Source organism: Streptomyces sp. NPDC087845 (genome assembly GCF_044742755.1).
In the GTDB taxonomy this organism is placed as follows: Bacteria; Actinomycetota; Actinomycetes; order Streptomycetales; family Streptomycetaceae; genus Streptomyces.
This window is the reverse complement of record NZ_JBIUVC010000013.1, coordinates 1-14,250: the sequence shown is the minus strand read 5'-3', so window position 1 is coordinate 14,250 and position 14,250 is coordinate 1. Positions and strand designations below refer to the sequence as shown.

General features: G+C 68.7%; 5 protein-coding genes and 1 tRNA gene. 1 reads left to right on the top strand and 5 read right to left on the bottom strand.

The features are described from left to right. Positions 1 to 91 precede the first annotated feature (91 nt). The 4 genes from ACIOMQ_RS29100 to ACIOMQ_RS29085 form a co-directional block, all read right to left on the bottom strand. Entirely contained in the window at positions 92 to 892 is an 801-nt protein-coding gene (locus ACIOMQ_RS29100) for a RodZ domain-containing protein (protein ID WP_362203297.1), read from the bottom strand. Between the two features lie 290 nt (positions 893 to 1,182). Then, positions 1,183 to 3,954, bottom strand: coding sequence for a DNA translocase FtsK (locus ACIOMQ_RS29095; RefSeq protein ID WP_401263490.1), 2,772 nt, complete (start codon positions 3,952 to 3,954; stop codon positions 1,183 to 1,185). Between the two features lie 275 nt (positions 3,955 to 4,229). Then, on the bottom strand, positions 4,230 to 4,907 hold the full coding sequence (locus tag ACIOMQ_RS29090; protein ID WP_362203291.1) for a response regulator: 678 nt from the start codon (positions 4,905 to 4,907) through the stop codon (positions 4,230 to 4,232). 244 nt (positions 4,908 to 5,151) lie between these two features. Beyond that, positions 5,152 to 10,593 carry a HAMP domain-containing protein gene (locus ACIOMQ_RS29085; protein WP_402191047.1) on the bottom strand — a complete coding sequence of 1,814 codons (5,442 nt, stop codon included), beginning with the start codon at positions 10,591 to 10,593 and terminating at the stop codon, positions 5,152 to 5,154. A 414-nt stretch (positions 10,594 to 11,007) separates the two neighbouring features. Here ACIOMQ_RS29085 and ACIOMQ_RS29080 point away from each other — a divergent pair, with 414 nt between their 5' ends. Next, complete coding sequence (locus tag ACIOMQ_RS29080) at positions 11,008 to 13,623, top strand: SpoIIE family protein phosphatase (RefSeq protein WP_362203285.1); 2,616 nt, start codon at positions 11,008 to 11,010, stop codon at positions 13,621 to 13,623. Positions 13,624 to 13,937: 314 nt separating this feature from the next. On the opposite strand, the gene ACIOMQ_RS29075 is transcribed toward ACIOMQ_RS29080, so the two are convergent. Next, positions 13,938 to 14,010: transfer RNA gene (locus tag ACIOMQ_RS29075), tRNA-Thr, on the bottom strand. Between the last annotated feature and the right edge of the window lie 240 nt (positions 14,011 to 14,250).

Genomic DNA, 14,250 nt, shown 5'->3' with positions numbered 1-14,250 from the left:
ACACCGAGTAACAAAGGCGGCGAGCGCCCGGCAGGATTGCCGGACGCCCGCCGCGTCGCGTGGGCGACTTCGGAGACGGTGCGTGTACGGGTCAGCCGACCGCCGGGTCGCCCTTCGTGTACGAGAGCCGCTCGACCTGACCGGGCTGGAACTTGTCCTCGACCTTCTTGCCGTTCACGAAGAGCTCGATGGATCCGGCGTCACCGAGGACGAGGTCGACCCGCTCCTGGTCCTGGAACGTCTTGGACTGGCCCTGGAGCAGCAGGCCGTCGAAGAGCAGCCGCCCGTTGTGGTCCTTGGCGGAGATCCAGCTCTTGCCCTGACTGGCGCTGAGCTTCACCGTCACCTTGTCCCTGGGTGCCGCGGCGATGGCACTGTCGGAAGGCGCCGGCTTGGGGTCGACGGGCTTGCTGGCCGTCGGCTTGGGGGTCTTGGTGTTGGGCGTCGAGCCCTCCGCGACCCGTGTGGTCGAGGAGTTGTCGTCGCCGCCCTTGAGGAAGGTGAAACCGACGAAACCGACGACGGCGACGATCGCCGCGACCATGGCCGCCGTCCAGTTGGGCCGTCGGGGTTCGGAACGGATTCTCTCGGCCTCGAACAGCGGAGCCGCGGGCGTGGGCGCGGGACGGCCGCCGTGCTCGGCGTCGTACTGCGAGACCAGCGGTTCCGGGTCGATCCCGACGGCCCGCGCCAAGGTACGGATATGGCCGCGCGCGTACACGTCGCCGCCGCAGCGGGAGAAATCGTCCTCTTCGATCGCGCGCACGATGGGGATGCGCACCCGGGTGGACGAACTGATCTCTTCGACCGTGAGACCTGCGGCGATGCGAGCCTGCTGGAGCACTCGACCGATCGAAGGCCGGTCGTCTTCGGGGGAGTTGCCGATGGACACGGGGGCGCCTTTCGAGCGTGAGCCACCTGCTGGGTGTTCAGTCTAGGGGGGGTACGAAAGGGTGGGGCAACCGGGAGGAACGACTTTGTACGCCATCGGACTCGCGTCGTCGGACTCGAACGCATGGGACTCGCGCCAGAGGCTCGAACCCCGTCATATCCGCCGGGCCGCCCCGAGAAGGACCATCCTGCCGCCCCTCCCTTCAACTTGACGTACGACCCGGCGAAACGGTTGCCCGGACTTCACCCCGAACCCGGCTTCTCCAGGAATCCGGCGTCTCCTCGGAGCCGCTACGAAGCGGTTTCCCCGCGGATCAGTGCCAGCACCCCGTCCAGCTCGTCCGGTTTCACCATGACGTCACGCGCCTTGGATCCCTCGCTGGGCCCGACGATGTTCCGCGACTCCATCAGGTCCATCAGCCGGCCGGCCTTGGCGAAGCCGACCCGCAGCTTGCGCTGGAGCATCGAGGTCGATCCGAACTGGGTGGAGACGACCAGTTCGGCGGCCTGGCAGAGCAGATCCAGGTCGTCGCCGATGTCCTCGTCGATCTCCTTCTTCTTCGCGGTGCCGACCACCACGTCCTCGCGGAAGACCGGCGCCATCTGATCCTTGCAGTGCTGGACGATGGCCGCGACCTCGTCCTCGGTGACGAAGGCGCCCTGCATACGGGTGGGCTTGTTGGCGCCCATCGGCAGGAACAGACCGTCACCCTTTCCGATGAGCTTCTCGGCACCGGGCTGGTCGAGAATGACCCGGCTGTCGGCCAGCGAGGACGTGGCGAAAGCGAGCCGGGAGGGCACGTTCGCCTTGATCAGGCCGGTGACGACGTCGACCGAGGGCCGCTGGGTCGCGAGCACGAGGTGGATACCGGCTGCGCGGGCCAGTTGGGTGATGCGGACGATGGCGTCCTCCACATCGCGCGGAGCGACCATCATCAGGTCGGCGAGCTCGTCGACGATCACCAGTAGATACGGGTACGGCGAGAGCTCGCGCTCACTGCCCTCCGGCGGTTTGACCTTGCCGTTGCGGACGGCCTGGTTGAAGTCGTCGATGTGCCGGTACCCGAACGCGGCGAGGTCGTCGTACCGGAGGTCCATCTCCCGTACGACCCACTGGAGGGCCTCGGCGGCGCGCTTGGGGTTGGTGATGATCGGCGTGATCAGGTGCGGGATGCCCTCGTACGCGGTCAGCTCGACCCGCTTGGGGTCGACCAGCACCATCCGGACGTCGTCCGGCGTCGCCCGCACCATGACCGAGGTGATCAGGCAGTTGATGCACGACGACTTGCCGGAACCGGTCGCGCCGGCCACCAGCACGTGCGGCATCTTCGCCAGGTTGGCCATCACATAGCCGCCCTCGACGTCCTTGCCGAGCGCGACCAGCATCGGATGGTCGTCCTCGGCTGCGTCCGCGAGGCGCAGTACGTCACCGAGGTTGACCATCTCCCGGTCGGTGTTGGGGATCTCGATGCCTACCGCCGACTTGCCCGGGATCGGGGAGATGATCCGGACGTCGGGGCTGGCGACGGCGTACGCGATGTTCTTGGCGAGGGCGGTGATCCGCTCGACCTTCACCGCGGGGCCGAGCTCCACCTCGTACCGGGTGACCGTCGGTCCGCGGGTGAAGCCGGTGACGGCGGCGTCGACCTTGAACTCGGTGAAGACGTTCGTCAGGGCCGCGACGATCGCGTCGTTGGCGGCGCTGCGGGTCTTGCCCGGTCCGCCGCGTTCCAGCAGGTCGAGCGAGGGCAGCGAGTAGGTGATGTCGCCGGAGAGCTGCAACTGCTCGGCCCGGGCCGGCAACGGCTGGGACTGCGAGTCGGGCACGGGCTTCGTCAGATCGGGTACACCGCCCGAGGGCGCCGCCCGCTCCGGTTTCCCTCCCCCGAGGGCGGGCTCGCCCTCCCTGGCCCCCGGTACCGGCGAGCCCGTGCGTTCGCGCTCCGCGGCGACGCCCTGGGTGAGGTCGGCGACGATCGGCGAGGGCGGCATTCCGTTGAGCACGGCCCCGTCGAGCGCGGCCGCGGCGGCCGCGGCGACATCCACCGCGTCCATGGTGCGGTTCATCGCGGGCTGCGCGGTGGGCCTGCGCGGCCTGCGGCGCTTGGAGAGCGCGTCGGCCTCCGCCCGGTCGGGGTCGTACTCCTCGGGCGCCCCGGAGCGGCGGGCGGAGGAGCGGCGGCCGGGCAGCGCTTCGCGCCACTGCTCGTCGTAGCGTTCGTCGTCGCTCTCCTCGTCCGCCTCGGGGTCGTACACCGGGTCGAGGATGCCCAGCCTGGTGCCGAGCAGCCGGAGCCGTTGCGGAATGGCGTTCACCGGTGTGGCGGTGACGACGAGCAGCCCGAAGACCGTGAGCAGCAGCAGCAGCGGTACGGCGAGGACCTCGCCCATCGTGTAGATCAGCGGTTTGGAGGCCGCCCAGCCGATGAGCCCGCCCGCGTCCTGCATCGCCGTGGTGCCGTCGCCCCGTCCGGGCGATCCGCACGCGATGTGGACCTGTCCGAGCACCCCGACGACCAGGGCGGAGAGTCCGATGACGATGCGTCCGTTGGCCTCGGGCTTCTCCGGGTAGCGGATCAGCCGGACGGCGATGGCACCGAGCAGTATCGGCACGAGCAGATCGAGCCGGCCGAAGGCTCCGGTGACGAGCATCTCGACGAGGTCCCCGACGGGCCCGCGCAGATTCGACCAGGTGCCCGCGGCGACGACCAGCGCGAGACCGAGCAGCAGCAGCGCGACTCCGTCCTTGCGGTGCGCGGGGTCGAGCCCCTTGGCACCGCGCCCTACGCCACGGAACATCGCGCCGACGGCGTGGGCCGCACCGAGCCAGACGGCGCGTGCCAGGCGGTACACCCCACCGGTGGGCGACGGCGCCGGTTTGGGCGCGGCCGCCTTTTTGGCGGGGGCCCTCTTCGCGGGCGCGGTCTTCTTCGCGGCGGTCTTCTTGGCGGGCGCGGTCCTTTTCGCGGGCGCGGCTTTCTTGGCCGGCCCCGCGGTACGGCCGACGCGCTTCGCGGTGCCCGCCGTGCCCTGGGAACCCTTGCCGGACGTACGTGAGGCCATGGTGCCGAGGTTACCGGTGCCGACGGCCGTGAACACGTGCCCCTGCCGCTTCACCCGACCGTGTCGCTGGACAGAGGCCGGAAACTGACGCGCTCTCACGCCCCCGTGCCGGCGGATGCCCTGACCTCGGGCCGTCGAACCGGCGATCCGTCACACCGGCGAACGACCGAGACGGCGCAGCAGTTGGGCCGGGTCCCCGGGCAACCGCCCGTCCCCCGGCCGGAGGTCGCACCGCCGGACCGTTCCCCGTCGTGGAGTCGCGCGGCGGTACGACGTCACGAGGGGAGCACGGGCGCGCCGCTTCCGGTGCCGGGCTCCAGTGCATCGAGTGCCCGGCGCAGGCCGGTCAGTTTGCGTTCCAGGTGGGCGGCGGTGGCCACGGCCGCCGCGTCCGCCGACTCGTCGTCGAGCTGCTTGGAGAGCGCTTCGGCCTGCTCCTCGACGGCCGCGAGCCGCGCCGAGAGCTCGGCCAGCAGCCCTGCGGGCTCCCTCTCGTGGCCCCCGCCGCCGTTGGTGTCGCTCTCCAGCTGGAGACGCAGCAGCGCTGCCTGCTCGCGCAGCTTGCAGTTCTTCATGTACAGCTCGACGAAGACCGAGACCTTGGCCCGCAGCACCCACGGGTCGAACGGCTTCGAGATGTAGTCCACCGCGCCCGCCGCGTAACCCCTGAAGGTGTGATGCGGACCATGATTGATCGCGGTGAGAAAGATGATCGGGATGTCGCGCGTCCGTTCCCGCCGCTTGATGTGCGCCGCGGTTTCGAAACCGTCCATGCCCGGCATCTGGACGTCCAGCAGAATGACCGCAAAGTCGTCCGTGAGCAGCGCTTTGAGCGCTTCCTCCCCTGACGATGCCCGTACCAGTGTCTGATCGAGCGCAGAGAGGATGGCCTCCAGCGCCAGCAGATTCTCCGGCCGGTCATCGACCAGGAGGATCTTGGCCTTCTGCACCATGGCCCGTCCTCCTCGCCCCGGAATTGCACCGGGCGCCGCCCCAGGGGACGACTCCCTTACGCCGTCCGTCCTTGTGCCGGTCATGGTAGCCGCACCCCGCCCGTCACCACACCCTGTCACCGCGATGTCACTGTGCACACAGCAGAAACGCGGTGGGGGACGAGAAGGTTCCCCGTACAGCGCCTTCTCACACTCCCGCGAGCACAGTCGATCATCAACTCATCGCGATTCCCTCAGCCAATGATCACTCTCCGCGCATCCACTGCTCCATTACGGAAAGGAGATGATCAGGATCGACAGGCTTGGTCACATAATCGGAAGCACCGGATTCGATCGCCTTCTCCCGGTCCCCCTTCATGGCCTTGGCGGTCAGCGCGACGATCGGCAGGCCGGCGAACTGGGGCATCCGGCGGATCGCCGTCGTCGTGGCATAGCCGTCCATCTCCGGCATCATGATGTCCATCAGTACGACCGTCACATCGTCGTGCTGTTCCAGGACTTCGATCCCCACGCGTCCGTTCTCCGCGTACAGCACCGAGAGACCGTGCTGCTCCAGCACGCTGGTGAGCGCGAAGACATTGCGGATGTCGTCGTCGACGATCAGCACCTTCTCGCCGTGGAACCGGAACGTCCTGCGGACCTCCGGTTCCTCCTGCCCGCCCAGCGCCCACGGCTCCTGCGGAGCGGCCGGAACAGCAGCACGGGGCGGCAGCACGGGCCGCCGCTCCGCACTCCCGGGGGTCGTGCGTCGCCGCATCAGCCCGGCGGCTGCAGCGGCGTCGAAGACACCGGAGACACCGGCCGGATCCTGCGCGGTGGCAGTCGGGCCGGCCTCCGGAAGCAGACCTTCGTCGGCCGCGGCGCCGTGCGCCTCGCCCGGCCCCGGGCCGATCTGCGGATACCCCTGCGGCGGCAACTCGCTCGGGTGCAGCGGCAGATACAGCGTGAAGGTCGAGCCGCGGCCCGGCTCGCTCGCCGCGTGGATCTCGCCGCCCAGCAGACGGGCGATCTCCCGGCTGATGGACAGGCCGAGCCCCGTACCGCCGTACTTGCGACTGGTCGTGCCGTCCGCCTGCTTGAACGCCTCGAAGATCACCAGCATCTTGCTGGACGCGATCCCGATCCCCGTGTCGGTGACCGAGAAGGCGATCAGATCGGCATCGGGGTCACGCAGCGAGCCGGCCTCCAGGAGCTGCTCGCGGATGGCGTTCGGCACGTCCTCGTTGGCGTGCCTGATCACCAGCTCGACCGCCCCGCTGTCGGTGAACTTCACCGCGTTGGAAAGGAGATTGCGCAGCACCTGGAGCAGCCGCTGCTCGTCCGTGTGCAGGGTCGCGGGCAGCTCCGGCGATACCCGTACGGAGAAATCGAGCCCCTTCTCCGCGGTGAGCGGCCGGAATGTCGCCTCCACGTAGTCGACGAGCTGGACCAGCGCGATCCGGGTCGGGCTGACATCCATCTTGCCCGCCTCGACCTTCGTCAGATCGAGGATGTCATTGATCAGCTGGAGCAGATCGGACCCGGCCCCGTGGATCGTCTCGGCGAACTCCACCTGCTTCGGCGAGAGATTCCCCTCGGCATTGTCCGCGAGCAACTTGGCGAGAATGAGCAGGGAATTGAGCGGTGTGCGCAACTCGTGCGACATGTTCGCCAGGAACTCCGACTTGTAGCGCATCGAGACCGCGAGCTGCTCGGCACGCTCCTCCAGCACCTGCCGGGCATCCTCGATCTCGGTGTTCTTGACCTCGATGTCGCGGTTCTGCTGGGCCAGCAGCTCGGCCTTCTCCTCCAGTTCGGCGTTGGATGCCTGAAGCGCCTTCTGCCGGTTCTCCAACTCCTGTGACCGGTCCCGCAATTGCTCGGCCAGCTCCTGCGACTGCTCAAGGAGCTTCTCGGTCTTCGTATTGACGCTGATGGTGTTGACGCTCGTCGCGATCATCTCGGCGAGCTGGTTGAGGAAGTCCCGCTGAATATGCGTGAACGGCTGGAACGAGGCCAGCTCGATCACACCGAGAACCTTCCCCTCGAAGAGCACCGGCAGCACGATCACATGCGCGGGCGGCGCCTCGCCGAGCCCGGAGGAGATCTTCAGATATCCCGGCGGAACGTTGTCCACCTGAATGGTCCGCTTCTCCTCCGCGGCCGTGCCGATGAGCGTCTCACCGGGCCGGAACGACGTCGGCATCGATCCCGCCGAATATCCGTAACTGCCCCTCATACGGAGTTCGTACGAGCTGTCCTTCTCGCTCTCCGACCCCACCGCGCCGGTGTCCCCGGTCGGCATGGCCAGGAAGAACGCACCGTGCTGCGCGGAGACGACCGGGGTCAGCTCGCTCATGATCAGCGAGGCCACGTCGTCGAGATCGCGCCGCCCCTGCATCAGACCGGAGATCCGGGCGAGATTGCCCTTCAGCCAGTCCTGCTCCTTGTTGGTCGCCGTGGTGTCGCGCAGGTTGGCGATCATCGTATTGATGTTGTCCTGCAGGGCCTGGATCTCGCCCGCCGCGTCCACGTCGATCTTGAGGTTGAGGTCACCGCGGGTCACCGCGGTGGCGACGGCCGCGATGGCCCGCACCTGACGGGTCAGGTTCCCGGCCATCTCGTTCACCGACTCGGTGAGGTCGCGCCAGGTGCCGTCGACGTCCCGGACCCGGGCCTGGCCGCCCAACTGCCCCTCCGTGCCCACCTCACGGGCCACCCGGGTCACCTGCTCGGCGAACGAGGAGAGCTGGTCGACCATCGTGTTGATGGTGTTCTTCAGTTCCTGGATCTCACCGCGCGCGTCGATGTCGATCTTCTTCGTGAGGTCGCCCTTGGCAATGGCCGTGGTGACCGTGGCGATCTGCCGCACCTGACCGGTCAGATTGGACGCCATCGAGTTCACGGACTCGGTGAGGTCCTTCCACGTACCGGAGACCCCCGGAACGCGCGCCTGGCCACCCAGTTCGCCTTCCGTGCCCACCTCACGGGCGACTCGCGTCACCTCGTCGGCGAACGAGGACAGCGTCGTCACCATCGTGTTGACGGTGTCGGCGAGCTCGGCGACCTCGCCCCGCGCCTCGACGGTGACCTTCTTCGTCAGATCGCCGTTGGCGACCGCGGACGAGACCCGGGAGATGTTCCGCACCTGACTGGTCAGGTTGTTGGCCATCAGGTTGACGTTGTCACTGAGGTCCTTCCAGATGCCGGTCGCGCCGCGCACCCGGGCCTGGCCGCCGAGGATGCCCTCGGTACCCACCTCGCGGGCGACCCGCGTCACCTCGTCGGCGAAGTTGAGCAGCTGGTCGACCATGGTGTTGACGGTCGTGACCAGTTCGAGGATCTCGCCCTTGGCGTCGACCGTGATCTTCTTGGACAGATCGCCGTTGGCGACCGCGGTGGTGACCTCGGCGATGTTGCGCACCTGAAGGGTCAGGTTGTTCGCCATGCCGTTGACGGACTGGGTGAGGTCCTTCCACGTACCGGACACCCCCTGCACCTCGGCCTGGCCGCCCAGCATGCCTTCCGTGCCGACCTCGCGGGCCACCCGCGTCACCTGCTCGGCGAAGTTCGAGAGCTGGTCCACCATCGTGTTGAGGGTGTTCTTCAGCTCCAGGATCTCGCCGCGCGCGTCCACATCGATCTTCTGCGACAGGTCACCGCGCGCCACCGCCGTGGCGACCTGCGCGATGTTGCGGACCTGAGCGGTGAGGTTCCCCGCCATGCCGTTGACCGAATCGGTCAGGTCACGCCACACACCGGCCACGCCGGGGACCTGCGCCTGGCCGCCGAGCCGCCCGTCGGTGCCGACCTCGCGGGCCACCCGGGTCACCTGGTCGGCAAAGGCGGAGAGCTGGTCCACCATCGTGTTGATGGTGTTCTTCAGCTCCAGGATCTCGCCGCGCGCGTCCACATCGATCTTCTGCGACAGGTCACCACGCGCCACCGCCGTGGTCACCTGCGCGATCTGGCGCACCTGGGAGGTCAGGTTCCCCGCCATGAAGTTGACGGAGTCGGTGAGCTCCTTCCACGTACCGGAAACGCCGTCGACCCGGGCCTGGCCGCCGAGGCGGCCCTCCGTGCCCACGTCACGCGCCATCCGCGTCACCTGGTCGGCGAACGACGAGAGCTGCGCCACCATCGTGTTGACGGTGTTCTTCAGCTCCAGCATCTCGCCCGCGACATCGACGGTGACCTTCTGCGAGAGATCGCCGTTGGCGACCGCGGTCGTCACCTGCGCGATGTCACGCACCTGCCCCGTCAGGTTCCGGAACGCCGTGTTCACCGAGTCGGTGAGGTCCTTCCAGGTCCCCGCCGCCCCCGGCACCTCGGCCTGACCGCCCAGTCGGCCCTCGACGCCGACCTCCCGGGCCACCCGGGTCACTTCCGAACCGAAGGACTGGAGCTGGTCCACCATCGTGTTGACGGTGTTCTTCAGCTCCAGCATCTCGCCGGCCACATCGACGGTGACCTTCTGCGTCATGTCACCGCTGGCCACCGCCGTGGTCACCTGCGCGATGTCGCGCACCTGGGTCGTCAGGTTCCGGAAGACCGTGTTCACCGAGTCGGTGAGGTCCTTCCAGGTCCCCGCCGCCCCCGGCACCTGGGCCTGGCCGCCGAGCAGACCCTCGCCACCGACCTCGCTGGCCACCCGGGTCACTTCGTCCGCGAAGGTCCGCAGCGTCTCCGTCATCTGGTTGATGGTCTCGGCCAGCTGCGCGACCTCGCCCCGGGCGCTCACCCTGACCTTCTGGGACAGGTCGCCGTTGGCCACGGCCGTCGTCACCTCGGCGATCCCACGCACCTGGGAGGTCAGATTTCCGGCCATCGTGTTGACGGAGTCGGTGAGGTCCTTCCAAACCCCGGCCACGCCCGGCACGGTCGCCTGCCCGCCCAGCTCGCCCTCCGTGCCCACCTCGCGGGCGACCCGGGTCACCTCGGAGGAGAACGACGACAGCTGGTCGACCATGGTGTTGACGGTGTTCTTCAGCTGGAGCATCTCGCCGGCCACATGGACGGTGACCTTCCGCGACAGGTCGCCCTTGGCGACCGCCGTCGTCACCAGAGCGATGTCCCGCACCTGCGCCGTGAGCCGGTACGCCATGGTGTTCACGGAGTCCGTGAGGTCCTTCCACGACCCGGACATCCCGCGCACCTGGGCCTGCCCGCCCAGCTTGCCCTCGGTACCGACCTCGACCGCGACCCGCGTCACCTGCTCGGTGAACGCCGACAGCTGGTCGACCAGGTTGTTGACCGTACGGGCGACCTTCAGGAACTCGCCGCGCAGCGGCCGTACCGTTTCGTCGGCCGTGTGCGAGCGCAGTTCCATCCGCTGTTCGAGATCACCGTCGGCCACCGCCGACAGCACCCGCCCGACCTCCGAGACCGGCCGGGCCAGATCGTCCACCAGCTCGTTGGAGGCGTCGATGGCGGCGGCCCAGGAGCCCTCACAGGCGCCGGTCTCCAGCCGCTCGGTGAGTTTCCCCTCACGTCCGACCACCCGCCGCACCCGGGCCAGCTCGCCGGTGAGGTGAAGATTGCGGTCGGCGACCTCGTTGAAGACTGCCGCGATCTCCGCCATCACGCCGTCGCCCGAGACGGTCAGGCGCCTGCGGAAGTTCCCGTCGCGCATCGCGACCAGGCCCGCCAGTAGTCTGTTGAGCGCCGCCGCATCGACATCGACGGTTCCATTGCGCTGCTTTTTCACGGGCTGTCCGCCTTTTGTGCGCGTGCCTGTTCCCCGCGCCGCCACGCCAGACTCCACCGTGATCCCTCCCGCAGGGGTTGACCGTATCGCTCGGGCCTTATCTGGGAGCTTGCCCAGTTCCTCATTGGCTACCGCCACTGCCCACCGTCGACGGGTGACCATGCGGACGTCAAATCGTTGAAACGTACCAGGTCCGACCCGATCGGGGTGCAGCCTCCAACGGTTGCCGCACATACCTCTGTTGGGAAGACCACACTTGTCCGGTCACATGTCTGTTACTGGTCGTTGCTGCCCGAAGTCGGCCCTCGTGTACCCGGTACCGAGACCGAGCGTCTAGCCTGGCTAGGCGAATCGAAGCGGCGAGAAACGGGCACAGGACTCGGGGAAGCGACGAGACACCATATGGGGAGTGCTGTGATCACCGCGCGCGCGGCTGCCACCTTCGACCCGGTCGGGCGCTCCGTCGCGACCGCCCGCGCCTTCGTCCGTGACACTCTCCAGGGCTGGGGATACACGGATGTCGTCGACGACGCCGTCGTTCTCACCAGCGAGCTCGTGACCAACGCCGTGGTGCACGCGGGCACGGCCGCGGACGTGCTGTGCCTGCGTACGGAGGACGGCGTACGGGTCGAGGTCTCGGACCACTATCCGGAACGCGAGATCCCGCTCCAGAGCACGGGCCTGGACTTCGGCAGTCCGGACCGCGAGAACGGCCGCGGACTCCTGCTCTGTGCGGCGCTCGCCTCCCGGTGGGGCGTCGAGTATTCACCCACCCGCAAACATGTCTGGTTCCAGCTCGATCTTCCGGAGCGCCCGGTGGGCATCCGCTCCGCCGGCCCGCTGCTCCCGGTCGGACTGCTCCCGGTCGCCGACGAGCGCGTCCGCGTCGCCGTCGTCCAGATCGGCAGCACCGGTTCCATCGCCGCCTGGAACGAGGACGCGGCGTTCCTCTTCGGATACACCGCCGACCAGGTCACCGGGAAGCAGCTCACCGACCTCACCGCCTGGCCGCAGACGCCCGGCACCAACACGGGCATCGTCGAGGCACTGCGGCTCTCGCGCTGGGAGGGCAGCTACGGGATCCGGGGCGCCGACGGCCGCACCATCCCCGTCTACGCCTCACACCTCCGCGTCCGCGACACCCACGGCGAACCGTCCACGGTCTGTCTGCTCGTCCGCGACTACGAACGCGCCGTGCTCCAGTCCCCGGTCCGCACACCGGTGTCCGACGCGAACGCCGACGGCCACAAGACGGATCCGTTCGAGATCTTCATCGGCTCCCCGGCCCCCGACGACCTCGACGGCCTGCTCCAGCGCACGGTCGAGCGGGCCCGCGACATGCTCGACGCCGATGCGGCCTTCCTGCTGCTGGCGACGGACGACGAAACGGAACTCGAGGTACGGGCCACGACCGGCCTGCCCTCCGCCCGCCAGCGATTCGCCAGGGTTCCGGTCGAGGCAGGCACCGGACGGTACGGCTCCGCCCGGATGCCCGCCGTCCACGAGGACCTCGACAACGTCCCCGGCGCCGTCCCCCTGCTCGGTGGCACCGGGATGCGCTCCGTCGTCACCGTCCCGCTGAAGGTCGAAGGACGCCTCACCGGCTCTCTCGGAGTCGCCGCGGAAGCGGCCGGCCGCTACTCCAACGAGGAGGCCCTGCGCCTCCAGTTCGCTGCGGACCGCATCGCGCTGGCCGTGGAATCGGCCCGCCTGGGCGAGCTGGAGCGCCTGCGCCGCGGTTCCCTCTCCTTCCTCGTCGAGGCCTCCGACCTGCTCGCGGGCACGCTCGACCGGGACCAGACCCTGGCCCTGATGGCCCAGATGACGGTCCCCACCCTGGCCACCTGGTGCGCCGTCTACACGATCGCCGACCAGTCCTCGGAGCCGTACCTCTCCTACGTCCTGCACGAGGACGAGGAGCGCATCGACGGCCTCAAGGCCCTTCTCTCCAAGATCGCTCCCCCGGACCCCGTGCCGACCCCCGGCGCCCGCGTCTGGGCGGCCCCGTCCGAAGCCGCCCACCAGGCGGCCCTGCGCACCTCGATGCGTACGCTCGGCCTCGGCGAGCCCGGCGGGCTCGGCTCCGGTGTCCATACGACACTCGCCACCGCCGCCGCGGTGGGCGGAGAGACCGTGGTCCTGCCACTCGTCGCCCGAAACCGCGTCATCGGCATGCTCACGCTCGGAAAGCCCTCCGACGACCACTTCCGCCAGGAGATCCTGGAACTGGCCGAGGATCTTTCACGACGCGCGGCCCTCGCACTCGACAACGCCCGCCTCTACTCGGAACGCATGGCGATCAGCCAGTCCCTCCAGCGCAGCCTGCTGCCGCCGGGGCTGCCCGAGGTCCCCAACGTCGAGATCGAGGTCATCTACCGCGCTGCGGGCGAGGGCAATGAGGTCGGTGGCGACTTCTACGACGTCTTCCCGATCCGCGACGGAGCCTACGGCTTCGCCATCGGTGACGTCTGCGGTACGGGTCCTGAGGCGGCGGCCGTCACCGGTCTCGCCCGCCACGCCCTGCGCCTCCTCGCCCGAGAAGGCTTCGGCGGCCCGGCGGTCCTGGAGCGCCTCAACGCCGCCATCCTGGACGAGGGCGCCCGCAGCCGCTTCCTGACCCTCCTGTACGGGGAGCTGTGGCCCCAGGAGGACGGCAGTGCTCTCCTGAAGGTCGTCTGCGCGGGCCACCCCCTGCCGCTGCGACTGCACCAGGACGGCTCGGTCGAAGCGGCGGCCGAACCGCAGCCGCTGCTGGGCGTCATCGAGGACCTCGAACTGTACGAGCAGACGGTCACTCTCGCCCCGGGCGATGTCCTGCTGTGCGTGACCGACGGTGTCACGGAACGCCGCGAGGGCACCCGCATGCTCGGCGACGACGGCCTGGCGGACGTCCTGGCCACCTGTACGGGCCTCACGGCCGGCGCGGTGGCGGCACGCATCCTGCGGGCGGTCGAACGCTTCGCCGCCGAGCCGGCCTCCGACGACATGGCCATCCTCGCCATGCGCGTCCCCGAGCACCCCACCACCTGACCGCATTTCACCGGGACCGGTTCCGGTGCGGCATTCCAACACCGCAGCGGACACGGGTGCGTGAGAGTGCGGCGACCCTGACAGCCAATCACCCCATATTCCGGGGGCATGGCGATCCACGGAGATGTCGGACCACCCCAAGACCAGTCCCCACACGCCCGGTACGGCCCCCGGGGCCGCTTCTGGGAGCACCAGAACCAACCACGGCGTCCAGGCCCGGGGGGGGGGGAGCCTGCGCCAGTGGGGCCAGGACGTGTCCACACAAGGCATGCAAAAAAGGCCCCCGCCGAATGGCGGGGGCCCTTTCTTATCTGAGCCCCAATGCGGAATCGAACCGCAGACCTTCTCCTTACCATGGAGACGCTCTACCGACTGAGCTATTGGGGCCTTGCTGCGCTGTGGCAACGAGGTAAAGCATACCCTGAACTCAGGGATGCTCAAAACCAGTGCCCGCAGAAGGTTCTGACGAGCCCTCACCAGGAACCACCACCCCTCTCACCACGACGCTCGTAGAGCGCCCCACAGGCGACGGGCTCTGAACGCAGAAAAGCCCCGTGCCACAAGGGCACGGGGCTTCTCACAAAAGGAGTTCGGCGGCGTCCTACTCTCCCACAGGGTCCCCCCTGC

Excerpts from the sequence above, each read along its gene's own strand:
- ACIOMQ_RS29090 (WP_362203291.1), bottom strand. The coding sequence starts at position 4,907 with ATGGTGCAGAAGGCCAAGATCCTCCTGGTCGATGACCGGCCGGAGAAT.
- ACIOMQ_RS29095 (WP_401263490.1), bottom strand. The coding sequence starts at position 3,954 with ATGGCCTCACGTACGTCCGGCAAGGGTTCCCAGGGCACGGCGGGCACC.